This is a genomic window from Kineococcus gynurae (assembly GCF_042433995.1).
In the GTDB taxonomy this organism is placed as follows: domain Bacteria; phylum Actinomycetota; class Actinomycetes; order Actinomycetales; family Kineococcaceae; genus Kineococcus; species Kineococcus gynurae.
In genome coordinates, this window is record NZ_JBHLUI010000008.1 from 321,855 (window position 1) to 346,354 (window position 24,500).

General features: G+C 72.9%; 24 protein-coding genes. 6 read left to right on the forward strand and 18 right to left on the reverse strand.

Going from position 1 to position 24,500, the window contains the following annotated elements; all coding sequences use genetic code 11:
- Positions 1–54: 54 nt before the first annotated feature.
- On the forward strand, positions 55–936 hold the full coding sequence (locus ACFFKU_RS07925) for a serine hydrolase domain-containing protein (RefSeq protein WP_380137004.1): 882 nt from the start codon (positions 55–57) through the stop codon (positions 934–936).
- Between the two features lie 9 nt (positions 937–945).
- Here the strand turns inward: ACFFKU_RS07925 and ACFFKU_RS07930 are convergent, their stop codons facing one another.
- Both ACFFKU_RS07930 and ACFFKU_RS07935 read right to left on the reverse strand, forming a co-directional pair.
- Positions 946–1,383 (reverse strand): VOC family protein, encoded by a 438-nt coding sequence (locus ACFFKU_RS07930; RefSeq protein ID WP_380137005.1) that lies wholly within the window; start codon positions 1,381–1,383, stop codon positions 946–948.
- Positions 1,384–1,392: 9 nt separating this feature from the next.
- Positions 1,393–3,243, reverse strand: a complete 1,851-nt coding sequence (locus tag ACFFKU_RS07935; protein ID WP_380137006.1) for a bifunctional sugar phosphate isomerase/epimerase/4-hydroxyphenylpyruvate dioxygenase family protein — start codon at positions 3,241–3,243, stop codon at positions 1,393–1,395.
- Between the two features lie 91 nt (positions 3,244–3,334).
- Here ACFFKU_RS07935 and ACFFKU_RS07940 point away from each other — a divergent pair, with 91 nt between their 5' ends.
- Complete coding sequence (locus tag ACFFKU_RS07940) at positions 3,335–3,991, forward strand: TetR/AcrR family transcriptional regulator (RefSeq protein ID WP_380137008.1); 657 nt, start codon at positions 3,335–3,337, stop codon at positions 3,989–3,991.
- Positions 3,992–4,010: 19 nt separating this feature from the next.
- On the opposite strand, the gene ACFFKU_RS07945 is transcribed toward ACFFKU_RS07940, so the two are convergent.
- From ACFFKU_RS07945 to ACFFKU_RS07955, 3 genes are read right to left on the reverse strand one after another with little or no spacing between them, the layout of a single operon-like run.
- Positions 4,011–4,673, reverse strand: a complete 663-nt coding sequence (locus ACFFKU_RS07945) for a 3-oxoacid CoA-transferase subunit B (protein ID WP_380137010.1) — start codon at positions 4,671–4,673, stop codon at positions 4,011–4,013.
- Complete coding sequence (locus ACFFKU_RS07950) at positions 4,670–5,389, reverse strand: 3-oxoacid CoA-transferase subunit A (protein WP_380137012.1); 720 nt, start codon at positions 5,387–5,389, stop codon at positions 4,670–4,672. The genes ACFFKU_RS07945 and ACFFKU_RS07950 overlap by 4 nt, the downstream gene beginning before the upstream one ends.
- A complete protein-coding gene (locus ACFFKU_RS07955) occupies positions 5,386–6,603 on the reverse strand; it encodes a thiolase family protein (RefSeq protein ID WP_380137013.1) in 1,218 nt (405 codons plus the stop codon). Before ACFFKU_RS07955 ends, ACFFKU_RS07950 begins: the two co-directional genes overlap by 4 nt.
- An 82-nt stretch (positions 6,604–6,685) precedes the next feature.
- Here ACFFKU_RS07955 and ACFFKU_RS07960 point away from each other — a divergent pair, with 82 nt between their 5' ends.
- The gene (locus tag ACFFKU_RS07960) at positions 6,686–7,570 is read left to right on the forward strand and encodes a LysR family transcriptional regulator (RefSeq protein ID WP_380137014.1); all 885 of its coding nucleotides are present in this window, start codon (positions 6,686–6,688) and stop codon (positions 7,568–7,570) included.
- Between the two features lie 116 nt (positions 7,571–7,686).
- The gene (locus tag ACFFKU_RS07965; protein WP_380137015.1) at positions 7,687–9,039 is read left to right on the forward strand and encodes an HNH endonuclease; all 1,353 of its coding nucleotides are present in this window, start codon (positions 7,687–7,689) and stop codon (positions 9,037–9,039) included.
- 9 nt (positions 9,040–9,048) lie between these two features.
- On the opposite strand, the gene pcaDC is transcribed toward ACFFKU_RS07965, so the two are convergent.
- From pcaDC to pcaH, 4 genes are read right to left on the reverse strand one after another with little or no spacing between them, the layout of a single operon-like run.
- Positions 9,049–10,236 (reverse strand): bifunctional 3-oxoadipate enol-lactonase/4-carboxymuconolactone decarboxylase PcaDC, encoded by a 1,188-nt coding sequence (pcaDC, locus tag ACFFKU_RS07970; RefSeq protein ID WP_380137016.1) that lies wholly within the window; start codon positions 10,234–10,236, stop codon positions 9,049–9,051.
- Positions 10,233–11,462 carry a lyase family protein gene (locus tag ACFFKU_RS07975; RefSeq protein WP_380137017.1) on the reverse strand — a complete coding sequence of 410 codons (1,230 nt, stop codon included), beginning with the start codon at positions 11,460–11,462 and terminating at the stop codon, positions 10,233–10,235. Before ACFFKU_RS07975 ends, pcaDC begins: the two co-directional genes overlap by 4 nt.
- Entirely contained in the window at positions 11,459–12,079 is a 621-nt protein-coding gene (gene pcaG, locus ACFFKU_RS07980; protein ID WP_380137019.1) for a protocatechuate 3,4-dioxygenase subunit alpha, read from the reverse strand. The genes ACFFKU_RS07975 and pcaG overlap by 4 nt, the downstream gene beginning before the upstream one ends.
- Positions 12,076–12,897: a protocatechuate 3,4-dioxygenase subunit beta gene (gene pcaH, locus ACFFKU_RS07985; RefSeq protein ID WP_380137021.1), complete on the reverse strand. Its 822-nt coding sequence runs from the start codon at positions 12,895–12,897 to the stop codon at positions 12,076–12,078. Before pcaH ends, pcaG begins: the two co-directional genes overlap by 4 nt.
- Positions 12,898–13,014: 117 nt before the next feature.
- Here pcaH and ACFFKU_RS07990 point away from each other — a divergent pair, with 117 nt between their 5' ends.
- Both ACFFKU_RS07990 and ACFFKU_RS07995 read left to right on the forward strand, forming a co-directional pair.
- Complete coding sequence (locus tag ACFFKU_RS07990) at positions 13,015–13,800, forward strand: IclR family transcriptional regulator (protein WP_380137022.1); 786 nt, start codon at positions 13,015–13,017, stop codon at positions 13,798–13,800.
- 77 nt (positions 13,801–13,877) lie between these two features.
- Complete coding sequence (locus ACFFKU_RS07995) at positions 13,878–14,582, forward strand: haloacid dehalogenase type II (RefSeq protein WP_380137023.1); 705 nt, start codon at positions 13,878–13,880, stop codon at positions 14,580–14,582.
- A 47-nt stretch (positions 14,583–14,629) separates the two neighbouring features.
- Here ACFFKU_RS07995 and ACFFKU_RS08000 read toward each other — a convergent pair whose 3' ends face one another.
- From ACFFKU_RS08000 to ACFFKU_RS08040, 9 genes are all read right to left on the reverse strand, one after another.
- Positions 14,630–16,132: a benzaldehyde dehydrogenase gene (locus ACFFKU_RS08000; RefSeq protein ID WP_380137025.1), complete on the reverse strand. Its 1,503-nt coding sequence runs from the start codon at positions 16,130–16,132 to the stop codon at positions 14,630–14,632.
- Positions 16,133–16,147: 15 nt separating this feature from the next.
- A complete protein-coding gene (locus ACFFKU_RS08005; RefSeq protein WP_380137027.1) occupies positions 16,148–17,026 on the reverse strand; it encodes a sugar phosphate isomerase/epimerase family protein in 879 nt (292 codons plus the stop codon).
- A gap of 4 nt (positions 17,027–17,030) precedes the next feature.
- Positions 17,031–17,849 (reverse strand): SDR family NAD(P)-dependent oxidoreductase, encoded by an 819-nt coding sequence (locus tag ACFFKU_RS08010; protein WP_380137028.1) that lies wholly within the window; start codon positions 17,847–17,849, stop codon positions 17,031–17,033.
- A gap of 13 nt (positions 17,850–17,862) precedes the next feature.
- Positions 17,863–18,843, reverse strand: a complete 981-nt coding sequence (locus ACFFKU_RS08015) for a sugar ABC transporter substrate-binding protein (RefSeq protein WP_380137029.1) — start codon at positions 18,841–18,843, stop codon at positions 17,863–17,865.
- 135 nt (positions 18,844–18,978) lie between these two features.
- Positions 18,979–19,977: an ABC transporter permease gene (locus ACFFKU_RS08020; protein ID WP_380137031.1), complete on the reverse strand. Its 999-nt coding sequence runs from the start codon at positions 19,975–19,977 to the stop codon at positions 18,979–18,981.
- The gene (locus ACFFKU_RS08025; RefSeq protein WP_380138045.1) at positions 19,974–21,521 is read right to left on the reverse strand and encodes a sugar ABC transporter ATP-binding protein; all 1,548 of its coding nucleotides are present in this window, start codon (positions 21,519–21,521) and stop codon (positions 19,974–19,976) included. Before ACFFKU_RS08025 ends, ACFFKU_RS08020 begins: the two co-directional genes overlap by 4 nt.
- A gap of 5 nt (positions 21,522–21,526) precedes the next feature.
- Complete coding sequence (locus tag ACFFKU_RS08030) at positions 21,527–22,594, reverse strand: zinc-dependent alcohol dehydrogenase (RefSeq protein WP_380137032.1); 1,068 nt, start codon at positions 22,592–22,594, stop codon at positions 21,527–21,529.
- Complete coding sequence (locus tag ACFFKU_RS08035; protein WP_380137034.1) at positions 22,591–23,550, reverse strand: transketolase family protein; 960 nt, start codon at positions 23,548–23,550, stop codon at positions 22,591–22,593. The genes ACFFKU_RS08030 and ACFFKU_RS08035 overlap by 4 nt, the downstream gene beginning before the upstream one ends.
- Positions 23,550–24,431 (reverse strand): transketolase, encoded by an 882-nt coding sequence (locus ACFFKU_RS08040; RefSeq protein WP_380137035.1) that lies wholly within the window; start codon positions 24,429–24,431, stop codon positions 23,550–23,552. The genes ACFFKU_RS08035 and ACFFKU_RS08040 overlap by 1 nt, the downstream gene beginning before the upstream one ends.
- Positions 24,432–24,500 lie beyond the last annotated feature (69 nt).

Consider the following 24,500-nt stretch of genomic DNA (forward strand, 5'->3'; position numbering starts at 1 on the left):
GTCGCCGAGGGGTGCGCGTCAGTCATCCCCTTCGAGCGCCGTCAGGATGGGCGGGTGAACCGCGCGCAGACCGTCCTGACCGCCCTCGTCGCGGCGGCCGAGGAGGACGGGTTCGGCGCTCACGGTCTGCACGTGCGGATCGGGGACGAGACCGCCCGCCACCTCTGGAGTCCGGACGACGCCCGGGACGTGCACTCGGTGGCCAAGGGGGTCTGCGTGCTGGCCTGCGGGATCGCTGCCGACGCGGTCGGGTTCGACGTCGACGCCCCCGTGGCCCGCTACCTGCCCGACCTCGCGACGGGACCCGGGGTCGACGGGGTGACGACCCGGGAACTCCTGGGGATGCGCAGCGGCGTCGACCTGCCCTGGTCGTCGACCCTGCTCACCGACTGGCCGGACCTCGCCGCGGAGTTCCTGTCCCGCCCCGCCGACGGCACCACGTTCCAGTACTCCAACGCCAGCACCTACACCGCCATGCGGGTGCTGGCCGCGGTGGTCGGCGACGTCGTCGCGTTCCTCGGTACCCGCTTGTTCCTCCCGCTGCTCGGCCGCGTCCCCGTCTGGGACCGGTGCCCGCTGGGGTTCGTCGCGGCCGGGGAGGGCCTGCACCTGCACCTCGACGAACTGGCCGAGCTGGGGCGGTTCGTCCGCGACGGCGGCGTCCACGGGGGGCGGGTGCTCGTCTCGCGACGATGGATCGAGGCCCTGCACACGAACTGGACCGAGCGCGAGGCCGGCCCCGGGTACACCCGCTACGCCCTGGCCGGCTGGGGCGGTCCGGGGGCGGCCTGGCGGCTGCACGGGGCCTATGGACAACTGCTGATCTTCCTGGGCGAGGCCGTGGTGACGATCACCGCCGACGACCACGTCCGCGCGGACCGGATGGCCGAGCGCGTCGTCGCCGAACTCGGGAGGGCCGGGGTCGACGCCCGCTGACGGGACCGGTCAGCTCGGACGGAGCGCCTCGGCCAGCATGACGATGATCCCGCTGGGGCCTCGCACGTAGGTCAGGCGGTAGAGGTCCTGGTAGGTCGAGATCCCGCGCAGCGGCCGGCAACCGTGCCGGGCGGCGACGCGAAGTGCGTCGTCCAGGTCGTCGACGGAGAACGCCAACCGGTGCATCCCGATCTGGTTCGGGCGGGTGTCCTCGGTCTCGATCGCGGCGGGGTGGACGTACTCGAAGAGTTCCAGCCGCGCGCCCCCGTCCGGGGTCTGCAGCATCGCGATGCGGGCGTGGTTGTCGTCGAGGTCCACCGCGGCGTCGCTCCAGCCACCGCTCACCTCGTCGCGGCCCAGGACCTCCAGGCCCAGGTCGGTGAAGAACGCGACCGTGGCCTCCAGGTCGCGGACCGCGATGGCGACGTTCTCGAACCGGATGCCCATCGGGTCACGCTACCGACGCGACTGCGCCGCCAACCGCACGGGGGCGTTGCCCGCCCCGTACCCGGCGTACCCGGGCGAGCGCTGCACCAGCTCGACGAAGACCTGCCCGACCGTGGGGCAGTAAGCGTTCAGGTACTCGCCCTCGGCGTCGCGGTCGTAGAGGACGTGGAGGTCGCGCAGTTCCGCGAGCAGCTCCGGGTCGAGGTCGAAGCGGGCGTCGAGGTCGTCGTAGTAGTTCTGCGGGACCGGCAGCATGACCAGGCCGCGCTCGCGGGCCCGTCGCACCACGGCCCGGAGATCGGGGCAGGCCAGGGCCACGTGCTGCAGGGCGGGCCCGGTGTCCAGGGTCGGGGACACGTTCAGCGGCACCCGGACCGCACCGTCCTCCGACGTCATCACCTGGCTGCGGACGAGGCCGCGGGGCCCCGGGACGTGCGTCGCGGAACCGGCGGTCAGGCCCAGCACCGAGGTGTAGAACAGCACCGCCTCGTCGAAGTCCTCCCAGGCCCCGGAGAGGTTCACGTGGTCGACCCCGGTGATCCCCCCGGTCGGTGCATCCGCATCCTCCGGGCCCTCCGTCCCACCGAGGTCGCTCCCGCCGGCGAACTCCGCGACCCAGGCCGCCGTGGTGGCGTCGCCGAAGAAGATCTCGGTCCCGTCCGGGGCGAGCACCGCCTCCAGGGCGACCTCGGCGCTCAGGGTGCGCCGGTGCACCGGAGGAGCCTTCAACCGGTGGGCCCGTACGGTCGCCGCCGTGAGGTCGGGAACGGTGATCCCCACCGCCGACAGGTGCGGTTCCGCACCGTGGGCCTGCTGCTGGTTCACGATGATGCGCGCCGCACCCGACGTCCACAGACCGACCGGTTTCGAACGGTGGACCCCGCGGAACGTCAGGCCGAGCCGGTCCAGCACCATCTCGACCGACGACGGGTCCTCGCAGCGGATCTCGACGAAGTCGATACCGGTGGCCGCGGTGGCGGGCAGCAGGGAAGAGGCGTCGAGAGCCTCGCCCGGACCGGTGTCCGGGGTCTGTGCGCCCGCGGGGAGTGCCCGCCGCGCCTGGTCCTCGACCCAGATCAGCGACCGCAACGCGTGCACCGCGGTCCGGTGGACGTCGGTCTGGCGGAACACGTCGTTGAACACCTCCAACGACAACGGACCGGTGTAGCCCGCGCGCAGCAGGTGCGCGGTGAATCCGGGGAGGTCGAAACCCCCCTCGCCCGGGAAGACGCGGTGGTGCCGGCTCCAGGAGAGGTAGTCGAGGCTCAGCAGCGGGGCGTCGGCGAGCTGGACGAAGAAGATCTTGTCACCGGGGACGTCCTCGATCGCCGCCGGGTCGTGCCCGCGCGACAGGATGTGGAAGGAGTCCAGGCAGATGCCGACGGCCGGATGGTCGGCGAGCTCGACGATCCGCCAGGACCGTCGGTAGTCGTCGACGAAACGACCCCAGGCGAGCGCCTCGTAGGCGAGGCGGACCCGGTAGCCCTGGGCGAGGTCCCCCAGCCGTCGCAGCTGCCCGGCCGAGACCTCGTCGTCGTCGACGCTCGCGGTCGCGACGTTGCTGCACACCAGCATGGTCGTGATCCCGAGACGCTGCATCAGGCGAAACTTCGCCTCGGCCCGGCGCAGGACGTCGGCGAACTCCGGCTCCGTCACGCCCTCGGCGTCGCGGAAGGGTTGGTAGAGGTCGAGCGTCACCCCGAGGCGGTCGGCCAGGGCCTTCACCTCCTCGGGCGACATCTCACCGGCGACCAGGTCGGGTTCGAACAGCTCCACCCCGTCGAACCCGGCCGCGGCGGCAGCCCGCAGCTTCTCGGCCAGGTCTCCGCTCAGGCAGACGGTCGCGATGCTGCGGCGCACGGGGGGCTCCTCGGGGTCGACGGGTAGGGGACGAACCGGACGGCCCGGACGGGTCTCCGGGGTGGCGCGGCGTGGCCGCTAGGGTCGGGACATGGTCAGGGCACCGGTCCCCGCCGCCGGGGCGGCTCCTCGGCAGCGCGACGCCGAGCGGACGAAGGCCGAGATCCTCGAGGTGGCCACCACGGTCTTCGCCCGCGACGGCTACTCCGGCGCCCGCGTGGACGAGATCGCGAGCATCACCAGCACCACCAAGCGGATGATCTACTACTACTTCGGCGGCAAGGAGCAGCTCTACCTCACCGTCCTGGAGAACGCCTACAACGGGGTCCGCACCGCCGAGCAGGCGCTCGAGGTGGACGACCTCGACCCGGTCTCGGCGATCCGCCGGCTGGCCGAGCTCACCTACGACTACCACCACGAGCACCCCGACTTCATCCGGCTGGTCTCCATCGAGAACATCCACCGGGGCGAGTTCATCCGCCGGCTCGACACGCTGCGGACCGTGGCCCACCGCGCCCCGGCCCAGATCGCCCGCATCCTGGCGCGGGGTCGGGCCGAGGACCTGTTCCGCACCGACGTCGACGAGATCGACGTGCACATGGTCATCAGCGCGTACTGCGTCTTCCAGGTCGCCAACCGGCACACCTTCGAGCACCTGTTCGGCCGTGACCTCGCCGACGAGGACGCGCGATCGCACCACCGGACCATGATGGGCGACCTCGTCTCGGCCTGGCTGACGCGGCGCTGACGCCACGGGGCCGCGCCCCTCAGTCCGCCGGGTGCAGCGGGACGGGCAGCCGGGTGGCGAGCTCGGCGACGGTCGTCCCCCAGGTCTCCAGGACCACCACCTCCGGACCGCCGACGTCGAAGATCGCGACCTCGGTGTACACCCGGCTCACGCACCCGACACCGGTCAGCGGGTAGGTGCAGGTCGGGACGAGTTTCGCGGAGCCGTCCTTGGCGAACAGGTTCATCATCACCAGGACGTCCTTCGCGCCCCCGGCCAGGTCCATCGCCCCGCCGACCGCGGGGATCGCGTCGGGGGCGCCGGTGTGCCAGTTCGCGATGTCCCCCCCGGCGGAGACCTGGAAGGCGCCGAGCACGCAGACGTCGAGGTGACCACCGCGCATCATCGCGAAGGAATCGGCCTGGTGGAAGTAGGCCGCCCCGGGCAGTTCCGTGACCGGGACCTTGCCGGCGTTCGTCAGGTCCGGGTCGACGTCGTCCCCGTGCGCCTCGGGACCCATCCCGAGCATCCCGTTCTCGGTGTGCAGGGTGATCCCGCTGCCCGGGCGCAGGTGGGCCGCGACGCTCGTGGGTTGCCCGATCCCGAGGTTCACGAAGGAACCGTCGGGGATGTCCCGGGCGACGATCGCGGCCATCTCGGTGCGGGACAACGGTCCCCGCTCGACGTGCTCGACGGTGCTCATGCGCGCGACTCCACTCCGGCGGGGTTCTCGGACAGGTCGACGACGTGGTCGACGTAGATGCTGGGCGTCACCACGGCCTCCGGGTCCAGCTCACCCGGTTCGACGACCTCGTCCACCTGCACCACGGTCACCGCGGCCGCGGTCGCCATGACCGGTCCGAAGTTCCGGGCCGTCCGGCGGTAGACGAGGTTGCCGAAACGGTCGGCGCGATGCGCCCCGATCAGGGCCACGTCCCCGCGCAGGGGGAGTTCCAGGACGTGCTCTCGCCCCTCGATCACGCGGGTCTCCTTGCCCTCGGCCAGCAGCGTCCCGACGCCGGTGGGGCAGTAGAAGCCGCCCAGACCCGCCCCGGCCGCGCGCATCCGTTCCGCGAGCGTGCCCTGCGGGACCACCTCCAGTTCGATGCGCCCGGCGCGGTACAACCCGTCGAACACCCACGAGTCGGCCTGCCGGGGGAAGGAACAGACCACCTTGCGCACGCGTCCCGCGGCGAGCAGCGCCGCCAGCCCCGTGTCCCCGTTGCCGGCGTTGTTGCTGACCACGGTGAGGTCGTCGGCCCCGTGCCGGATCAGCGCGTCGACAAGGACGACCGGCATCCCGGCCATGCCGAAACCCCCGACCAGGATCGTCGACCCCGTCTCGATCCCGGCCGCGGCCAGCGCCGCATCGGCGGCGGCGGCCCGGTCGGGTCCCGCGTGCACCCGGGTGCGGCTCATCGCGACGCCTCCTGGTTCTCCAGCACGACCGCCAGGCCCTGCCCGACCCCGATGCAGAGCGCGGCGACGCCCCAACGGGTGTCCCGTTCGCGCAGGACCGCGGCGAGGGTCCCGAGCAGACGCGCCCCCGATGCCCCCAGCGGGTGCCCCAGGGCGATCGCGCCGCCGCGGACGTTGACCAGCTCGGGGTCGACGTCCCAGGCGTCGATGCAGGCCAGCGACTGCACGGCGAAGGCCTCGTTGAGCTCCACCGCCCCCACGTCCGACCAGTTGATCCCCGCCCGCGCCAGGGCGGCGTTCGCCGCCTCGACCGGGGCGAACCCGAACTCGCGCGGGTCCAGCGCGTGGGCCCCCCGTCCGGCGATGCGGGCCAGGGGAGCGGTGCCCAGCCGGTCCGCGGCCGCCTCGGAACCGATGACGAGGGCCGCGGCGCCGTCGGTCAGCGGGCTCGCGTTGCCGGCGGTGATGGTCCCGCCCTGCGCCGGGCTGCGGAAGGACGGCTTCAGACCCGCCAGGCGTTCCGGCGTCGACCCGTCGCGGATGCACTCGTCTCGGGGGAGGTCCCCGGCCTCGACCCCGGTGATCCGCCCGGCGGGCACGACCAGGTCGTCGAAGAACCCCTCGGCCCAGGCCTGCGCCGCCAACCGGTGCGACCGGGCCGCGAAGCCGTCCTGGCGTTCACGGGAGATGCCGAAGCGTTCGGCCAGCTGCTCGTTGCACTCGCCGAGCGAGGCGGTCCACTCCGCGGGCATGGCCGGGTTGACCAGGCGCCAGCCGAGGGTGGTGGAGGCCGCGGTCACGTCGCCCGCGGGATAGGCCCGTTCCGGTTTCGGCAGCACCCACGGGGCCCGCGACATCGACTCCACGCCGCCGGCGACGACCACGTCGGCGTCACCGACCTCGACGGCGCGAGAGGCCAGGGCGGCGGCGTCGAGGGAGGAACCGCAGAGCCGGTTGACGGTGGTGGCGGGGACCGACGTGGGCAACCCGGCCAGCAGCACCGCCATCCGACCGACGTTGCGGTTGTCCTCCCCGGCCTGGTTGGCGCAGCCCCACACGACGTCGTCGATCGCGGCCGGGTCCAGCGCGGGCGTGCGCTCGAGCACGGCGGTCAGGGCGGTGGCGGCGAGGTCGTCCGGACGGACGCCGGCCAACGCTCCGCCGAAACGACCGAAGGGGGTCCGGGTGCTCGCGTACAGGTGGCTGGAGGGCATGCGTCAACGCTAGGCGTCCGATCCATCGGCGTCCAAGACGAATTCGACGTTGATTGATAAGGGCGATGCATAAGATGCCGTGGTGGAGACCAGGCTGCTGCGTTCCTTCGTCGTCCTCGCCGAGGAGGAGCACTTCGGCCGGGCCGCCGCCCGCCTGCACATCGCGCAACCGGCGCTCTCGCAACAGGTCAAGTCGCTGGAGCAGCAGGTGGGCACCCGGCTGCTGGACCGTTCGACCCGGCGGGTCGAGCTCACGGCGGCCGGGCGTCTGCTCCAGGAGCGGGCGCGTCAGGTGCTCGCGGTCCTGGAACGGACCTCCGGCGACCTCGCGCTGCTGGGGGCCGGCCGCGGCGGGCGGGTCCGACTGGGCTTCGTCGGGACGGCCACCTACGAGCTGCTGCCGACCGTGGCCCGTCGGGTCCGGGCGGAGCTGCCGGGGATCGAGCTCGACCTGCACGGTGAGCTGCTGGGCCCAGCCCTGCTCGACCGGGTCGTGGCCGACGAGCTCGACGTGGCCGTGCTGCGGCCGGGGGGTGGGCCCACACCCACCGGCGTCGTCGTCGAGGAACTGCGGCGGGAACCGCTCGTCCTCGCCCTGCCCGCCGGGCACCGGCTCGCCGGGCAGGAGAAGGTGCGGCTGTCCGATCTCGTGGGGGACCCGCTGGTGGCGCACCCCTCCGGTCGACGCTCGACGATGCAGCCGATGGTGCTCGCCGCCTGCCACGCCGCCGGGTACGAGCCGGAGGTCATCGAGGTCGGGGAGACCGGGACGCTCGTCGCCTTCGTCGCCGCCGGTCTCGGGGTCGGGCTGGTCCCCGCGGCGGTCCGGGCGCTGCGGTTGGACGGAGTCGTCTACCGCCCGCTGGCCGGTCCGCCCGTGCCGGTGCCCCTGGCCCTCGCCCTGCGGGAGGGGGCAGGGCCCGCGGTGCACCGGGTGGCGGACGTGGTGCGCGCGCTGACCCGCTGACCCCCCGCCGTCCACAGGTCGACCGTCGTCGGGGGGCTGTCCACAGCCCGTGGCGGCCCGCCCGCGGGCGGGTCGGGCGGTGGGCAGGATCGGCGCATGGACGAAGGGGGGCGACGGTGCTGACGAACGAGAAACTCCAGGCCGCCCTCCACCTGCTGGAGATCACCGGGGGTGAGCAGCAGGCGGATCCGGGTCCGTCCGAGGCGGGGCTGGTGGACCTCATCGCCGGGGCGGAGACCCTCAAACGACTCCTCTGCGCGCACCAGGCCCTGGCCACGGCCGCCCTCGCCGCCACCGTGGAGGCGGCCGACGCCGAGCGCGGGGTGCCGACCGCCCGCCGGGGACGTTCCGTGGCCCCGATGGTCGCCCGCGCCCGCGGCCTCTCCGAGAGCCGAGGAGGGCGGCACACCGCCGCCGCCACCGTCCTCGTGCGGGAGATGCCGCAGACGTTCGACGCGCTGCGCGGCGGGCGGATCGAGGAATGGACCGCCCATCAGCTCGTCGCCGCCACCAACGACCTGACCTCCGCGGACCGGCGGCGGGTCGACGAGGCCCTCACCCGCCAGCTCACCGCCCCCGGGGAAGGCGGACGTCGGCTCGTGGGGTCCGCGCGCGCCCTGGCACAGCAGTTGGACCCCGCCGCCGCACTCACCGCGGCTCGGCGCGCGGCCGCCGACCGGCGGGTCACCCTGCGACCGGCGCCCGACTGCATGACCTACCTCACCGCGGTGCTGACCGCGGAGGACGGGTACCGGGTCCAGGCCTCCCTCAACCACGCAGCCGCCACCCTGGTGGCCGCCAACGACCCGCGAGCCGGGGAGGCGCGGACCCACGCCCAGCTGACCGCCGACCTCCTCGTCGACCTGATCACCGGGGCCGACCCGGTCACCGACCCGGTGCCGACGAAACTCCACCTCGTCATGACCGACAGCACCCTCTTCGGCACGGACGGTCCGGCCGGCGACGCGCCGGCCACCATCCCCGGCGTGGGACCGGTCCCCGCCGACCTGGCCCGCCAGATCGCCGCCACCGCGGCGACGAACGACCGGCTGTGGATCCAGCGGCTGTTCCTCAGCCCCGACCGGTCCCGCCTGGTGGCCATGGAGTCCGACACCCGCTTGTACCCGTCCGGGTTGGCCCAGCTGATCCGCCTGCGCGACCAACGGTGCGCGGCCCCGTTCTGCGACGCCCCGATCCGCCACCTCGACCACGTCACCCCGGTCGCGGAGGGTGGGAGGACCTCGTTCGCGAACGGGGAGGGACTCTGCGTCCGCTGCAACCACACCAAGGAACTCCCCGGGTTCCGCGTCGTCCGGGACGACGCGGCGGGGACGACCACCTGGACCATCCCCACCGGGCACACCCTCACCCGCAACGATCCGCCGCCGCTCGGCTACCCCGAACTGCTGCCCGCCCTCATGGACATCCCGCCACCGGAACCCGAGGAACCCGACGAACCCGCCGCCTGAGCGGTCCCGTCAGCGACCCGTGTCCACCCCCAGTTCGTCGAACACCGTCTGGGCGATCTGGAACGCGTGGTTCGCGTCGGGGACGCCGCAGTAGATCGCCGACTGCAGCAGCACCTCCTTGATCTCGGCCACCGTCAGGCCGTTGCCGAGCGCGGCGCGCACGTGCATCGCCAGTTCTCCGTGGTGGGCCCGCGCGATCAGCGCGGTCAAGGTGATCATCGAGCGCGAACGTCGGTCCAGTCCCGGTCGGGTCCAGATCCCACCCCAGGCGTACTCGGTGATGAACTCCTGGAACTCCCGCGTGAACCCGGTGATGCCCGCGGTGGCGCGGTCGACGTGCGCCTCGCCGAGCACCTCCCGGCGAACGGCCATCCCGGCGGCCCGCACCTCGGCGACGGTCGCGTCGTCGCGGGGACCCGCCGTCCCCCGGCGGGCAGTCTCGCGCACGAGATGGGCGACCTCGGCCGGGGACTCGATCGGGGCGAGGTGGGCGACCTCGTCGAGGACCACGAGGCGCCCGCGCTGCACCCCGTCGGCGATCTCGCGCAGGTTCGCGGGCGGGGTCGCGACGTCGTGCGCACCGGCGACGGCGAGGACGGGCGCGGTGATCCCGCCCAACCGGTCCCGGACGTCGAACGCGGCCAGCGCGCCGCAGACCGCTACGTACCCGCGGTCCTGCACGCTCGAGAGGGCGTGCAGGAGAGCCGAACCCCGTGCCGGCTCTCGGTCCAGGAAACCTGGACCGAACCAGCGTCCGGCGGAGGCGGACACCAACGACGGGGTCCCGGACGCGGTGACGGCTTCGGCGCGGGCCGACCAGGCGTCCTCGTCGCCGATCCTGGCCCCGGTGCACAGCAGGGTGGCCGAGCGGATCCGCTCGGGGGCGTCGAGCAGCAGCTGCAACCCGACGGCACCGCCGACCGAGTCACCCGCGTAGTCGAAGGCCGCCCCGGGCCCGGTCAGTTGGTCCACCGCGGCGAGCACGTCGGCGGCGAGGTCGGCCATGACGAGGTCGCCCTCGGGAACCCAGGCGTTGCGGCCGTGCCCCGGCAGGTCCCAGCCGACGACGTGGAAGTGCGCGCCCAGCAGGTCCGCCGCGGTCGACCACAACGTCTCGGCGCTCGTGCCCAGCGACGGGCCGACGACCAGCAGGGGACGGGTGTCGTCACCGGCCAGGTGGACGAGGGTGGTGCTCACGACGGGTCCTCCTCAGGACGGGGTGACGGGTGGAGTTCCAGGTGCGTCCTCGTCCGGGCCAGGGCTTCGTCGACGAGGTCCGCGGTCAGCCCGAGGTAGTCGGCCGCGGGGGCGCGCCCGGTCAGGCGGCAGATCGCGACCTGCTCGGCGAGCACGTCCTCGGCGAGCTCGTCGACCCGGGCGGCCATGCGTGCCGTGTCGACCTGCAGGCCCGCCAGCAGGTCGCCGACCTGGGCGGCGGCGACGACCGTGCGCCGCAGCAGCAGGGCCAGGGTTTCCCATTCGACGTGCCACCCGCCGTCGGCGCGTTCGTCGACCTGTTCGGCGGAGGCGAGGTGGAGGGTCCCCCCGAGCGGGGGAGCGGCGAGAGCGGCGCGACGGACGAGGACGGCGAGGGTCGGGTTCGCCTTGTGCGGCATGGTCGAGGACCCTCCCGCCGATCCGTCGCGCAGCTCGCCGACCTCGGGTCGGCCGAGGGCGAGGACGTCGTTGGCGATCCGTCCCCACGCGTCGGTCGCGCTCACGGCGGCGTCACCGATCCGGGTGATCGGCCCGCGGCGGGTGTGCCACGGGGCGACGTCGTCGAGCCCGAGCGCGGCCGCGAACGCGCGGCGCAGAGCGCGGGCCCCCTGGACCCCGGCCAGCTCGACCGGGGCGGCGAGGGTTCCGGCCGCCCCGCCGAGCTGCACCGGCCAGCGCAGGGCGGCCAGTTGCTCGTCGGCGTCGAGGACGCCGTGCAACCACCCCGCGGCCTTGGCGCCGAACGTCGTCGGCACGGCGGGCTGGGTCAGGGTGCGGGCCAGCATCACGCTCGTGCGATGCTCCGCGACCAGGGCGGCCAACCGTCGCGCGTGCCCGCGCAGGTGGGCCCGGACCGCGCCGACCGCGTCGCGCGCGCAGAGCACCAAAGCGGTGTCGACGACGTCCTGGCTGGTCAAGCCCCGGTGCAGCCAGGTGGCTGCGGGTTCGGGCAGCACCGCCCGCAACGCCCCGACGAGCGGGACGACGGGGTTGCCGCTGGACTCGGCGGCCATGCCCAGGCTCTCGACGTCGAGCTCGCTCCGCAGCGGGTCGAGGTCGACGGCCGCGCCCGCCGGCGCGACGCCCGCGCCGACCAGGGCTCGGGACCAGGCCTGCTCGACGCCGAGCAGGGCGTCGACGAACGAACCGGTCCCCATCAGGGAACCGGCACGGTGCCCGCCGGGCCACCACCACGCGTCGGTCATGCCGGAGATTGTGCGTCGGGGCCGGCGTCCGCGGGCCCGCGCCCCTCACCGGGCCACCTCAGGAACACCGTCTCGTCGCTCCCCTGCAAGGAGATGTCGAAACGCAGACCCTCCTCGTCCTCGACGCAGATCAGGGTCTGCGCCCGGTCCCCGACGGCGCGCAGCAGCGCATCGGGCTGCGCGCCGTCGAGCGGCAGGTAGGCGCGGGTGAACAGCCGGTTCAACAGTCCGCGCGCGAACACGGTCACCGCGAAGAAGGGCAACGACCCCTCGACCGCCCCGGGACGCAGCGTCGTGAAACCGAACCGTCCGGTCCGGTCGGTGCTGCACCGGCCGAAACCGGTGAAGGCGTGCCCGTCGCGGCGCAGCGAACCCTGCCGCTGCAGGACGCGCCCGTCCGGTCCCGCCTGCCAGATCTCCACGAGCGCGTCGCGTACCGGACGGCCCGCACCGTCGGTCACCGTGCCGTGCAGCAGGAAGGCGCCGGGCATTCCCGGGGCGACGAGGTCGCGGTCGCCCGCGTAGGGCAGGGCGTAGTGGAAGAACGGACCCACCGTCTGCCCGGGGGTCGGGGACAACCGGTCAGGTCGCGCCGTCGGGGCAGGGAGGGTGCTCACTGCTCGTCCCCCTCGTCCTCGACGTCGGCCTCGAGCGGGGTGCGGTGGCTGCCGGTCAGCACGATGTCCCACCGGTACCCGGTGGCCCATTCGTGCTGGGTGACGTCGTGGTCGTAGGTGGCGACGAGGCGTTCACGGGCGCGCGGGTCCACGATCGACTGGTAGATCGGGTCCAGCGCGAACAGGGGGTCGCCGGGGAAGTACATCTGGGTCACGACGCGCTGGGTGAAGTCGGTCCCGAACAGCGAGAAGTGGATGTGCGCCGGCCGCCAGGCGTTGTGGTGGTTGCGCCACGGGTACGGGCCGGGCTTGATCGTGGTGAACCGGTAGGTCCCGGTGTCGTCGGTCAGGCAGCGGCCGACCCCGGTGAAGTGCGGGTCCAGCGGGGCCGGGTGCTGGTCGCGCTTGTGCACGTAGCGCCCGCCCGCGTTCGCCTGCCAGATCTCGACCAGCTGCCGCCGCACCGGGCGGCCCTCGCCGTCGAGCACCCGACCCGTGACGACCATGCGCTCGCCGACGGGCTCGCCCCCGTCCTGGATCGTCAGGTTGGACTCCAACGGGTCGACGTCGCGCTCGCCGAAGCAGGGGGCCCAGAGTTCCACGCCCTCCGGGTCGGCGTGCTGCAGGTCCTTGGTGGGGTGACGCAGCTGGCTGGACCGGTAGGGCGCGTAGTCGAGGCGGGGCTGCTCCTCGACGGCCCCCGAGCCCTCGTAGGCGCGGCTGACGGCGGCCATCTCGGCGTCGATGACGCGCTGGAACGGAAGCCCGCTGCTCGGGTGGCGCAACGGTGCGCCCTGGTCGACTCGGGAGCTGCTCATGGCGTCGACGCTAGGCCCGTCGACCCCCACCTGTACCGCGTCCCCTTCCGTCCAGCAGAAGTCCATCGCGTCGGAAGGACGTTGCCCGCACCGACCGGTCCGAGCACACTGGGCACCGTGGCGGGCGGCAGCGGGGCACCGGGGCGGAGCGTCACCTCCCGCGCGCTCGGTCTGCTCGCGGCCTTCGACGGTGAGCACCGTCGGCTCGGCCTCACCGCGCTGGCGGAGCGGGCCGGGTTGCCCCTGCCGACCGCGCACCGCCTCGTCGGCGACCTCGTCGCGTTCGGGGCCCTGACCCGCACCGAGGCCGGTGACTACGTGATCGGCCGGCGCCTCTGGGACCTCGGTCTGCTGGCCCCCGTCCAGTCCGGGCTCCGCGAGGTGGCTTCGCCCTACCTCAACGACCTCCACGGGGCGACGCGGGCCACGGTCCACCTCGCGGTCCGTGACGGGACCCGCGCCCTCTACGTGGACCGGTTGCGGGGCAGCACGACCCTGCCGATCGTCTCCACGGTCGGGTCCCGCCTGCCCCTGCACGCCACCGGTGTCGGCAAGGTGCTGCTGGCCCACGCCCCCGCCGACGTGCGCGAGGAGGTCTTCCGCGAGCTCACCCGGGTGACCCCGTACACGATCACCCAGCCGGGCAGCCTGCGCCGGCAGCTCACGCTCGTCCTGCGCGACGGCTGGGCCAGCACGGCCGAGGAGATGGGGCTCGGCGCCTGCTCGATCGCGGTCCCCGTGCTACAGCGCGAGCGCGTCGTCGCGGCCCTGGGCGTGGTCGTGCCGTCGCTGCGTCGGGACCGCCCGCAGCTCGTCGCCGCCCTGCAGGTCGCGGCGCAGGGGATCGGACGGTCGTTGACGGCCCTGCCCGCGGTCGGTGCGGGGGAGCGGGCGTCGGGCTGACCGGTGGCGTGCTCGGGCGACCCGGCCCCACCCGACCCACGATGGGGGTCCGCCGTCCCCGGCCCCAGGAGTCCCTCATGTCGTCCGTTCCCCCGGTGGTCGTCTTCGACGTCAACGAGACGTTGTCCGACCTGGCCCCGCTGGCCGACCGCTTCGAGCAGGTCGGCCTCCCCGCCCACGCGGCGTCGTTGTGGTTCGCCCGCGTCCTGCGGGACGGGTTCGCGCTGACGGCGGTGGGGGCCTCGGCCACCTTCGCCGAGCTGGGCGGTCACCTCCTGCGTGAGCTGCTCCTCGTCCACGACGTCGACGCGTCGGCCGCGGGAGGCACCGTCGAGGACGCGGTCGGGACCGTCCTGGACGGGCTCGCCCGGCTCCCGCTGCACCCCGACGTCGTCGAGGGGGTCCGGGGTCTGCGGACCGACGGCTTCCGGTTGCTGACGTTGAGCAACGGGTCCGCCGCGGTCGCCGAGGAACTGCTGACCAGGGCCGGGGTCCGGGCGGAGTTCGAGGCGGTGCTGTCGGTGGAGGACGCCGGCGTCTGGAAACCCGGGCGCGGCGCCTACGAGGACGCCCTGCGTCGGGTCGGTGTCCCTCCTGCGGACGCGGTCCTGGTGGCGGTCCACCCTTGGGACGTCGACGGGGCGGCGCGCGCCGGGCTGCGGACCGCGTGGGTCGACCGGACGGGAGGTGGGCGCTCGCCGTACCCGGGGTCGTTCACCGCCCCCACGTGGCGGGTCGGCGATCTCCGCGACCTGCGGCAGCAGCTCGGCGCCGCCCGCTGACGACCCCGGGGCGGGGTGGTCGGCCCACCCCGCCCCGCACCCACGGATCAGAGCGGGTACTGCCCCGGTTCCCGCCGCAGGGTGATCCAACGGGTCTCGGTGAACGCGTCGACGTTGGCCTGCGCACCCCCGTGCCGCGACCCGGTCCCCGAGGCGCCGACCCCGCCGAAGGGGGTGTTGGCCTCGTCGTTCACGGTCTGGTCGTTGATGTGGACGATGCCGGTCGGGATCCGACGCGCCAGGTCGAGCGCCCCGAGCGCGTCGCGGCTGACGATGCCCAGCGAGAGCCCGTACTCCGTGGCGGAGGCGAGTTCCACCGCCTCGTCGTCGTCGGCGTAGGAGACCACCGATGCCACCGGGCCGAACACCTCCTCGCAGTACGCCTGCGCGTCGCGCGGGGTGTTCGCCAGCACGGTCGGGCGGTAGAACAACCCGTCGTAGGTCCCGCCGGCACGCAGCTGCGCCCCCTGGGCGACGGCGTCCTGGACGAGCGTGTGGACGCGGTCGCGCTGCACCTCGTCGATGAGCGGGCCGAGGTGGCAGGGACCGGCGGCGGGGTCGCCCACGTGCATGGACTCGGCCTTGGCCGCGAGTTTCTCGACGTACTCCTCGAACACCGACTCGTGGACGATGTGCCGCCCGACGGTCATGCAGATCTGCCCCTGGTGCAGGAACGAGCCCCACGTGGCGAGGTTCACCGCCTGGTCGACGTCGGCGTCCCCTCGCACGATGAACGCGGAGTTCCCGCCGAGTTCGAGGTGGGCCCGCTTGAGGTGACGGCCGGCCAGCTCGCCGACGGCCCGTCCGGCCCGGGTGGACCCGGTGAACGCGATGACCCGGACGTGCGGGTCGGTGACCAGGGCCTCGCCGACGTCCGCGCCGCCCGGGACCAGTTGCAGCAGACCGGCGGGCAACCCGGCCTCCTCGAAGACCCGGACCATCGCGACACCGCCGGTGACCACGGTCCGGGGGTCGGGCTTGAGCAGCACCGCGTTGCCGAGGGCGAGGGCCGGCGCGACCGCACGGATGCCGAGGATGAGCGGCACGTTGAACGGGGAGATGACGGCCACCACCCCGACCGGGACCTGCTCGGCCAGCGACAGGCGCGGCGACTCGCTGGAGAGCACCGAGCCCAGGGGAGCCGAGGGGAGGGCCGCCGCCTCGTAGCACTCGGCGGCGGTCACGTGCAGGGCGAAACCGGCGAGCGGGGGGATGGCCCCGACCTCCCGGACGTTCCACCCCATGATCTCCTCGGCGTGCTGCTCCCACAGCTGACCGGCCCGGCGCAGCACGGCGGCGCGGGCGGGGTGCGGTGTCGCGGCCCACTCCTTCTGCGCACGGGAGGCCGAGGCGGCGGCCCGGGCCACGTCGTCGGGACCGGCGAGACCGACGGTGGCGATGGTCTCGCCGGTGGCCGGGGCGACGGAGGCGATCCGGGTCGCCCCCGGCACCCAGGCCCCGTCGATGAAGATCTTTCCGCTGAAGTCGGCCTCGTCGATGAGGCGGGCGGTGCCGGCGTCGGTGCCGGTGTCGGTCGCGGTGGCGGTCATCGGTGCTCCTCCTGCTCAGGACTGCATGGACGGTACGTCGAAGCGGTCGGTGACCGCACGGATGAGACGGACGGCGCTGCGGGCGAGCGCGAGTCCGTCGTCGTAGGGGGAGCGCCAGATGGCGAGGGCGTCGGCGACGGGCGACGGCAGCAGGCGCCGGGAGAAGGCCTCGACCCCCACCCGTCCGCGGTAGCCCGCGGTGAGGGCGGCCTCGAGGACCCCGGCGACGTCGATCGCGCCGGTGCCGAGGTCCCCCCGGCCGGACTGGCCGAGCTCGAGGTAGCGCAACCGGGGGAGGGCGGTGCGGACGGCTGCGGCCAGGTCGGACTCCTCGATCCCCATGTGGAAGGTGTCGAGGTGGATGCCGAGGTGGGCCGAACCGCTGGCCGCCACGTAGTCCATGGCCTGGGCCGCGGTGTTGACCAAGCCCTGCTCGTAGCGGTTGAGGACCTCGAAGGTGAGGTGCACCCCGCGGTCGGCGGCCCGGTCGGCGACCAGTCCCACCTCCCGCGCGCTGCGGTGGAAGGCGCCCGCGTCGGGGACCGTGCCGGGTTTCCCGAACAGACCGTACGGGACGCCGTTGAGCTGGTCGGCGCCGAGCGCGGCGGCGAACTCGACCGCCGCCAGCAGTGCCGCGCGTCCCGCCGCGCGCTCGTCGGGATCGGTCGAGGAGACGTCCTGCCCCGGGGCGAGCCCGACCATGGCGACGGGTTCCACCCCGGCGTCGCGGAACGCCCTCCCCAGGGCCCGGGCGTCCGTCGTGGTGGGATCCAGCGGGGGGAGGACCGCCCGGTCGTACCCGATCTCCCGCAACGCCTCCAGGGCGGGTCTGAGGGAGGCGGGGTCGGGTGCGACCGGGAGGGCGGCGAGGTGGAACGCGAGGTCGGTGCGCACGGGTTCAGAACGCCGGCAGGTCGAAACGCTGCTTGAAGACGGAGTACCCGTCGTCGACGCTCACGACAGTGCCGTTGATGACGTTGGCCGCGTCGGAGGCCAGGAAGGCGACCACCTCGGCGACCTCGTCGGGTTCGGTGAGCTTGTTGCGCAGCAGTTCCGAGGCGAACAGCTCCTGCAGTTCGGGGCTGAACTGGCGGATCATCGGGGTGGCGATCCGACCCGGGGTGATCGCCACGACCCGGGTCCCGTGCTCGGCCAGTTCGTAGGCGGCCGAACGGGTGAAGGAGATGACCGCCGCCTTCGCCGCGCTGTAGGTGAAGGCGAGTTCGGCGGCCTGCTCCCCGTAGATCGAGGAGGTGTTGATGATGACCCCCCCGCCGCCCTGGTCGCGGAACTGCCGGCCCGCGGCCAGGATCCCGAAGTACACGCCGTCCTGGTCGATCCGGATGATGGGGTCGTAGTCCTTCTCCGGGTCGTGCTCGAGCAACGGCTTCCCCCCGGCGATCCCGGCGTTGTTGAACATGACGTCGAGGCGCCCGAACACCTCGACGGTCCGCGCGACCGCGGCCGCGACCTGGGCGTAGTCGGCCACGTCGACCGCGACGCCCGCCACCGAGCCCTCCGCCACCGAGTCGTCGGCCGCGAACTCGGCCGCGACCTGCTCGGCGGCCTGCTGCGCCCGGTCCTGGTCGAGCTCGGCGATCATCACCTTCGCGCCCTGACGGAGGAAGGCCCGGACCGTGGCCAGTCCGATGCCCCCGGCCCCCCCGGTGATGAGCGCGACCTTGTCCTGCAGCGCCGTGCTGCCCGTGTTCGTCACGTCCGGTCCCGCGTCAGTTGCCGAGCTTGTCGGACGGGGTGATCGAGGCGGCGTTCGCCGCGGTGACCAGCGTCGTCCCGACGGCCTCGTAGTTGGTCGAGGGCAGCGTCTTGTCCTTCTGGTAGGCGGCGACGGCCTCGTCGAGGGAGTCCAGGATCGTGGGCCAGGGCTGCTCGACCGTGGCCAGGAACGGGCCTCCGGCCTCGACCGCGGCGAGGGCCTCGCTGGTGGCGTCGACCCCGGTGACCTTGGCCGAGGAACCGGCCTCGGTGATGGCCTTGGTCGCTCCGAGGGCGGGGTCGTCCCAGCCCACCCAGACCGCGTCCAGACCGTCCGGGTTGGCCGACAGGTAGTCGCTGACCAGCGCGAGCGCCTCGGTGCGGCCCGTGGCCGGGGACTTGATCTTCTGGACGTCACCGCCGGCGATGGTCGCCCCCGCCTTCTTCAGGGCCTCCTCGGCCAGGCCGGCCCGCATCCGGATGCCGGGGTGCGGGTCGTGCCCGATCACCATGACGGTCTTGCCCTGCAGGCCACCGAGGGACTTGTCCAGTTCGGCGACGGTGCTGTCGGCGATGCCCTGCTGGTCGGTGGTGATGTTCAGGGCGAACGCGTCGGAGGGTTCCGTGGCGCTGTCGATCGCGAAGATCGGGATGTCGGAGTCCTTCGCCGCGGTGACGATCGAGCTGATCGAGGCGACGTCGGTGTACCCGTCGAGGATCACGTCGGCGCCCTGACCGATCGCGCTCTCGACCTGGGGGTTCATCTTCTGGAAGTCGAAGTCGCCCTGGATCATCGTGAGGTCCCAGCCCTTGGCCTCGGCCTCGGCCTCGACGGCCTTGACCCACCACGCGCCGATCGGGGTCTGGTTCCCCGAGGTGAAGGCGATGACCTTGAACGTGTCGCCGTCGGTGCCGGCCGATCCGGCGCCGCAGCCGGTGAGGCCGATGGTGGCCGCGAGGGTGGCCGCGGCGATCGCCGTGAACCGAGTGCGCATGATGACTCCTTCGTCGGGGAACGTGCTGGGGTGTGCTGGGGGTGTGCTGCGGGGACGTGCGGGGGCGTGCAGGGGCGTGCAGGGGGGACCGACCCCGCGGCGGGTGCCGCGGGGGCGGGGTGAGCCGGGAGGGGGTCAGCGACCCCGCGTCTTCAACGACGACAGGGTGACCGCGGCGATGATGATGATCCCGGTGACGACCTGCTGGACGTAGCTGTTGACGCCCAGGATGTTCAGGCCGTTGCTCATGACGCCGATGATCGCGACACCGATGATCGTGCCGCCGAGGTTGGCCGCACCGGAGCGGATGACCGTCATGCCGAGGAAGACCGCCGCGACCGAGAACATCAGGTTGTCGCTGCCCTGCACCGCGCTCGCCGAACCGAGGCGGGCGGCCAGGAGGACCCCACCGGTGGCGGCCACCAGACCGGCCACCGTGAAGGCCAGCAGGCGCGAGCGGCGGACCGAGATCCCGGAGAGCCGGGCGACCTCGACGTTGCCGCCGATGGCGTACCAGCTGCGACCGAGCGTGGTGAACCGGAGGACGGCCCACGCGGCCAGGGCGATGAGCGTGGCGAAGTAGACGGGCATCGGGATGGCGAGCAACCGGCCCTGGCCCAGTTCGGTGAAGGCCGGGGGGAAGTTGAACAGGGTCGTGCCCTCGGTGACGAGGTAGGCGCCGCCGATGATCGACGTCATCGAGGCGAGGGTGGCGACGAACGCGGACAGGTTCAGGTAGGCGACCAGGACGCCGTTGATCAGCCCGATCCCCAGACCGACCGCGAGCGCGGTGAGGATCGCGACCGGCACCGAGCTGCCGCCGGTGAGCAGCGCCCCGGCCACCGACCCGGCCAGGCTCGAGGTCGCGGCCACCGAGAGGTCGAAGTCGCCGACGACCATGACGACCGTCTGGGCCACCGCGATGATGGCCAGGATGGACACCTGGTAGAGGATGTTGCGCACGTTGGTGAAGGTGAGGAACACGTCCGGGCGCATCGCGAAGAAGAACACGACGAGCGCCAGCAGGGCCAGGATCGTTCCGGCGGAGAGGATCTGCTGCCCGAGCGAGCGGCGGGGCACCGCGCGCAGGCCGGTCGGGTCCTCGATCCCCGGGTTGGTCGTGGTGGTGCTCATCGCGCGTCGGCCTTTCCGTAGCAGTAGGAGAGCAGGATCTCTTCGTCCGCCTCGGCGGCGTCGACCTCGCCGGAGACCCGGCCCTCGTGCATGATCAGGATGCGGTCGCTCATCCCGATCAGTTCCGGCAGCTCCGAGCTGACGGCGATGACGGTGGTCCCCTCGGCGGCGAGCCGGCGGATGAGCCGGTAGATCTCGGCCTTGGTGCCGACGTCGATCCCGCGGGTTGGTTCGTCCATGAGCAGCACCGAGGGCCTGCGGGCCAGCATCTTGGCCAGGACGACCTTCTGCTGGTTGCCTCCGGAGAGTTCGCCGACCGGTTGGCGCGGGCCGTGGGCCTTGATCTGCAGGTCGCGCATCCCGCGTTCGACGATGGCGCTGATGCGCGCCCCGGAGACGACCCCGGCGGAACTCACCGTGGGAATGTTGGCGAGGGCGATGTTGTCGCGGATGGTGGCCGCGAGAACCACCCCCTGGCTGCGTCGTTCCTCGGGGACGAGGGCGATGCCCGCGGCGAGCATCTCGGGCACCGCGGCCCGGTGCGGCAGGACGGTGCCGTTGACCGCGACGGTCCCGCCCGTCTGCTTCTGGGCGCCGGCCAGGATGCGCAGGAGTTCGCTGCGCCCGGACCCGGCGAGCCCGCCGATCCCGAGGACCTCCCCGGCGTGCGCGCGGAACGACACGTCCTTGACGCGCCGGCCGTGCAACCCCTCGACCGCGAGGCTGACCGTCGAGGTGGCCGTTCCCCGGTCGGGGAACAGCGAACCCGGTTCGCGGCCCACCATGGTCGAGATGACCTCGTCGATGGTGGAGTCGGCGACGTCCTTGGTGGTGATGGTCGCGCCGTTGCGCATGACGGTGAGGCGGTCGCAGAGCTCGAACACCTCCTCCAGCCGGTGGGAGACGTAGAGGATCGCGACCCCCTCGTCCCGCAGGGAGCGCAGGACGACGAAGAGTTCACGGATCTCGGTGTCGGTCAGCGACGCGGTGGGTTCGTCGAGGATGAGCACCTTGGCGTCGGTGGCCAGGGCCCGGGCGAAGGACACCATCGTCTGCTGGACGGGGGAGAGCTCCCCGGCGAGCCGGTCCAGCGGGATCCGCTGGTTCAGGCGTTCCAGGTGGACCCGGGCCCGCTGCCGCATCCGCCGCCAGTCGACCACACCCCCGCGGGCGGGCATCTGCTCACCCAGCAGGACGTTCTCGGCGACGGTGATGGAGGGGATGATGGAGAGTTCCTGGTACAGCGCGACGACACCGGCCCGGTTGGCCGCGCGGACCCCGGCGAACTGCACCTCCTCCCCGTTGCGACGGATCGTGCCCCCGTCGGGGGCGTAGACGCCGGTGACCACCTTGATGAGGGTGGACTTCCCGGCGCCGTTCTCCCCGAGCAGGGCATGGATCTCTCCCGGTCGGACCGAGAGGTGGGCGCCGCGCAGGGCGTGGACGCCGTCGAAGTGCTTGAGGACGTCGTGGGCCTCCAACGCCGGCTGCACGGTGCCGCCCGCGGCGGTGACGGCTCCGACCGGTCCGGCGGGTTCGGTCATGGCGCTCACACCAGCTCCTCGAACTCGTTGCAACGCAGCACGACCTTGGGGTACCGACCGCTGAGGTGGACCTCGAAGGCCTCGGCGGCCTGCTCGAGGGGGAACACCGCCCGGGTGAACTCGTCGAGGTGGAGGTGCGGCAGCAGCTGCACCGCACGCGGGAACGCGTAAGGGGAGACGAACAACCCGGTGAGCGTCAGTTCCCGCAGGTAGAGGTAGCGGGAGAGGTCCAGGGGGAGTTCGTGACCGGTCGGGTACATCGCCCCGTAGACGACGGTCCCGCCCTGGGCGGCGAGGTCGAGGAGGCCCCGCGTGGCCCGGGGGGAGCCCGAGGCGTCGATCACCACGTCGAACCCGCGTCCGTCCGTGATCTCCCGGGCTCGACCCTCCTGGTCCTCGGTCACCGGGTCGATCGTGTGCTCCGCCCCGCAGCGGCGGGCCAGCTCGCGCCGCTCGGCGATCGGCTCGATCATCGTCAGCGACGTGGCCCCGTAGCGGGCCATGACCTGCAGGGCGAGCTGCCCGATGGGGCCGCCCCCGCAGATCGCGACCCGGTCGCCCACCCGGACCCGGGTCTTGTCGGCGATGCGGACCGCGACCGACACCGGTTCGAGCAGGCACCCGTGCAGGAGGGACACGGAGTGGGGCAGCTTGTAGAGCTGGGACTCGTGCCAGGTGATCGTCTCCGACATCCCGGGCCGGTTGTACTCCTGGATGTGCTCGCAGAACTGCTGCCGCCCCTGCTGGCAGGGTCGGCAGGAGCCGCAGAACCGCAGGAAGTTCCCCGAGACCCGGTCGCCGACGGCGAGGTCGGTCCGCCGCAGCCCGGGGCCGAGCGCCTCGACGACGCCGGAGAGTTCGTGGCCGAGTCCGATCGGGACGTCGGTGCCGAAGAACCCCTCGGCCAGGTGGGGGTCGGAACCGCAGATGGCGGAGTAGGCGACCCGGACCCGGACGTCCTCGGGGCCGAGGTCCGGCTCGGGGAGGTCGATGACCTCGATGCGGCCGCGGGCGGCCTCGTCGGTGGCCTTCAGGCTGCCGATGCGGGTGACGGCGACGGTGCGGACGCTCATGCCGCGAGGACCCGGCGGGCGGCGGCGACGGTGGCGGTCAGGCCGTACCCGTGCTTGTCGCGCAGCTGCTCGTCGTCGCCGAAACCGGCGTAGACCTGCGGGATCCCCAGCCGCTCGAAACCGGTGAGGTGGATGCCCCGGTCGGCGACGACGTCGGCGACCCGGGTGGCGAGCCCGCCGTAGGCGAGGTGGTCCTCGAGGACGACGAACCGGCCACCGGTCTCCTCGGCGCAGCGGGAGACGAGGTCGGCGTCGATGGGCTTGAGGGTGAACATGTCGACGACCCGCACCGACCGGCCGTCGAGGGCCAGCTGCTCCGCGGCGTCGAGGGCCTGGGCCACGGTGGTCCCGTGCGTGAAGATCGTGGCGTCGGTGCCCTCCCGCGCGACGATGCCCGTGCCGATGCGGATGTCGTGCTCGCCCGGCTGGTAGAGCACCTTGTCCTTCTTGCCGACGGCCAGGCGGATGTAGATCGGGCCGGGCATCGACATCGACTGCCGGATGACCTCGCCCACCAGCAGCGGGTCCCCGATGGAGGTGACCGTCATGTTGGTGAGGGCGCACATGAGGGCCAGGTCCTCGACGGCGTAGTGCGTCGAACCGCCGTTGCCCACCAGGCCGCCGTGCGTACCGATGATCTTGACCGGCAGGTTGGGGTAGCAGACGTCGGTGCGGACCTGTTCCAGGGCGCGCATGCTGAGGAAGGGCAGCATCCCCGAGACGACCGGGACGTTGCCGTCGTAGGCGAGGCCGGCGGCGATGCCGACGCAGGCCTGCTCGGCCAGGCCGACGTCGACGAACCGGTCGGGGAACCGGTCCCGGAACTCGACCAGGGTCGCGCCGATGTCGGGGGTCAGGACCCAGAGGTTGTCGTGCGTCTCCCCGAGCTCGGCGAGCGTGGAACCGATGACGGAGCGGGCCGACAGCATCTCGTCGAAGGTGAAGGTGACGGGCATCAGACGTTCTCCTTGGTGGCGGCGCGCGAGGCGGCCAGGGCGGTCAGGGCGCGGTCGAGATCGGCCGCGCCGAGGGAGCCGGCGTGCCAGGCGAGGTTGCGCTCCATGAAGTCGACACCCTTGCCCTTGACGGTCTCGGCGATGACGACGGTCGGGCGGTCGCTCGTGGCCGGGGGCAGGTCGTCGACGGCGCGCACCAGTTCCGCCATGTCGTGGCCGTCGACGTGCACGACGTTCCAGCCGAAGGCCCGCCACTTGTCGGGGTAGGGCTCGAACACGACACGCTCCTCCGCGAAGCTCGTCATGAGCTGGCGGTTGCGGTCGACGACGGCGACGAGGTTGCCCAGTTCGTTGCTGCGGGCTGCCATCACCGCTTCCCAGACCGACCCCTCACCGGTCTCCCCGTCGCCCAGCAGGCAGAACACGCGGTGCTCCTCACCGCGGTGGCGTGCCCCGAGGGCCATGCCGACCGCCAGCGGCAGCCCGTGCCCGAGCGACCCGGTCGAGGCCTCGACCCCGGGCAGCTGCACCTTGCAGGGGTGCATGCCGTAGGCGCTGTCGAGCTGGCCGTAGGTCTCGACGATGCCCTCGTAGGAAAAGAAACCCCGGATGGCCATGGCGATGTACATGCAGACCGCGGCGTGCCCCTTGCTGAGCACGAAGCGGTCGCGGTGCGGGTTGCGGATGTCGTCGGGGTCGACGTCCATGCCGTACTCGAAGAGGACCGTGAAGACGTCGGCGGCGGAGAGGTCCCCGCCGATGTGGACGGCTCCCTCGTAGGTGCCGCAGAGCTCCAGGAGCTTGGTGCGCAGCTCGTAGGCCAGGTCCTCGAGCTCGGCGACGCTGCGCCGGCCGGTGGCGGTCAGGGGTTGGGCGCTCATCGCGTGTCTCCTCGTCGACGTCCACGGATGGGGCGGCCGCGTCGGTGACGCGCCGCCGGGGCGGAAGGG

Bases quoted from the DNA above. Each gene is read 5' to 3' on its own strand.
- ACFFKU_RS08000 (WP_380137025.1), bottom strand. From the start codon at position 16,132: ATGACCGCCACCGCGACCGACACCGGCACCGACGCCGGCACCGCCCGC.
- ACFFKU_RS07945 (WP_380137010.1), bottom strand. From the start codon at position 4,673: ATGAGCACCGTCGAGCACGTCGAGCGGGGACCGTTGTCCCGCACCGAG.
- ACFFKU_RS08040 (WP_380137035.1), bottom strand. From the start codon at position 24,431: ATGAGCGCCCAACCCCTGACCGCCACCGGCCGGCGCAGCGTCGCCGAG.
- ACFFKU_RS08035 (WP_380137034.1), bottom strand. From the start codon at position 23,550: ATGCCCGTCACCTTCACCTTCGACGAGATGCTGTCGGCCCGCTCCGTC.
- ACFFKU_RS07940 (WP_380137008.1), top strand. From the start codon at position 3,335: ATGGTCAGGGCACCGGTCCCCGCCGCCGGGGCGGCTCCTCGGCAGCGC.
- ACFFKU_RS07930 (WP_380137005.1), bottom strand. From the start codon at position 1,383: ATGGGCATCCGGTTCGAGAACGTCGCCATCGCGGTCCGCGACCTGGAG.
- ACFFKU_RS08025 (WP_380138045.1), bottom strand. From the start codon at position 21,521: ATGACCGAACCCGCCGGACCGGTCGGAGCCGTCACCGCCGCGGGCGGC.
- ACFFKU_RS07995 (WP_380137023.1), top strand. From the start codon at position 13,878: ATGTCGTCCGTTCCCCCGGTGGTCGTCTTCGACGTCAACGAGACGTTG.
- ACFFKU_RS07950 (WP_380137012.1), bottom strand. From the start codon at position 5,389: ATGAGCCGCACCCGGGTGCACGCGGGACCCGACCGGGCCGCCGCCGCC.
- ACFFKU_RS08030 (WP_380137032.1), bottom strand. From the start codon at position 22,594: ATGAGCGTCCGCACCGTCGCCGTCACCCGCATCGGCAGCCTGAAGGCC.
- ACFFKU_RS07975 (WP_380137017.1), bottom strand. From the start codon at position 11,462: ATGACCGACGCGTGGTGGTGGCCCGGCGGGCACCGTGCCGGTTCCCTG.
- ACFFKU_RS08015 (WP_380137029.1), bottom strand. From the start codon at position 18,843: ATGCGCACTCGGTTCACGGCGATCGCCGCGGCCACCCTCGCGGCCACC.
- ACFFKU_RS07955 (WP_380137013.1), bottom strand. From the start codon at position 6,603: ATGCCCTCCAGCCACCTGTACGCGAGCACCCGGACCCCCTTCGGTCGT.
- pcaH (WP_380137021.1), bottom strand. From the start codon at position 12,897: ATGAGCAGCTCCCGAGTCGACCAGGGCGCACCGTTGCGCCACCCGAGC.
- ACFFKU_RS08020 (WP_380137031.1), bottom strand. From the start codon at position 19,977: ATGAGCACCACCACGACCAACCCGGGGATCGAGGACCCGACCGGCCTG.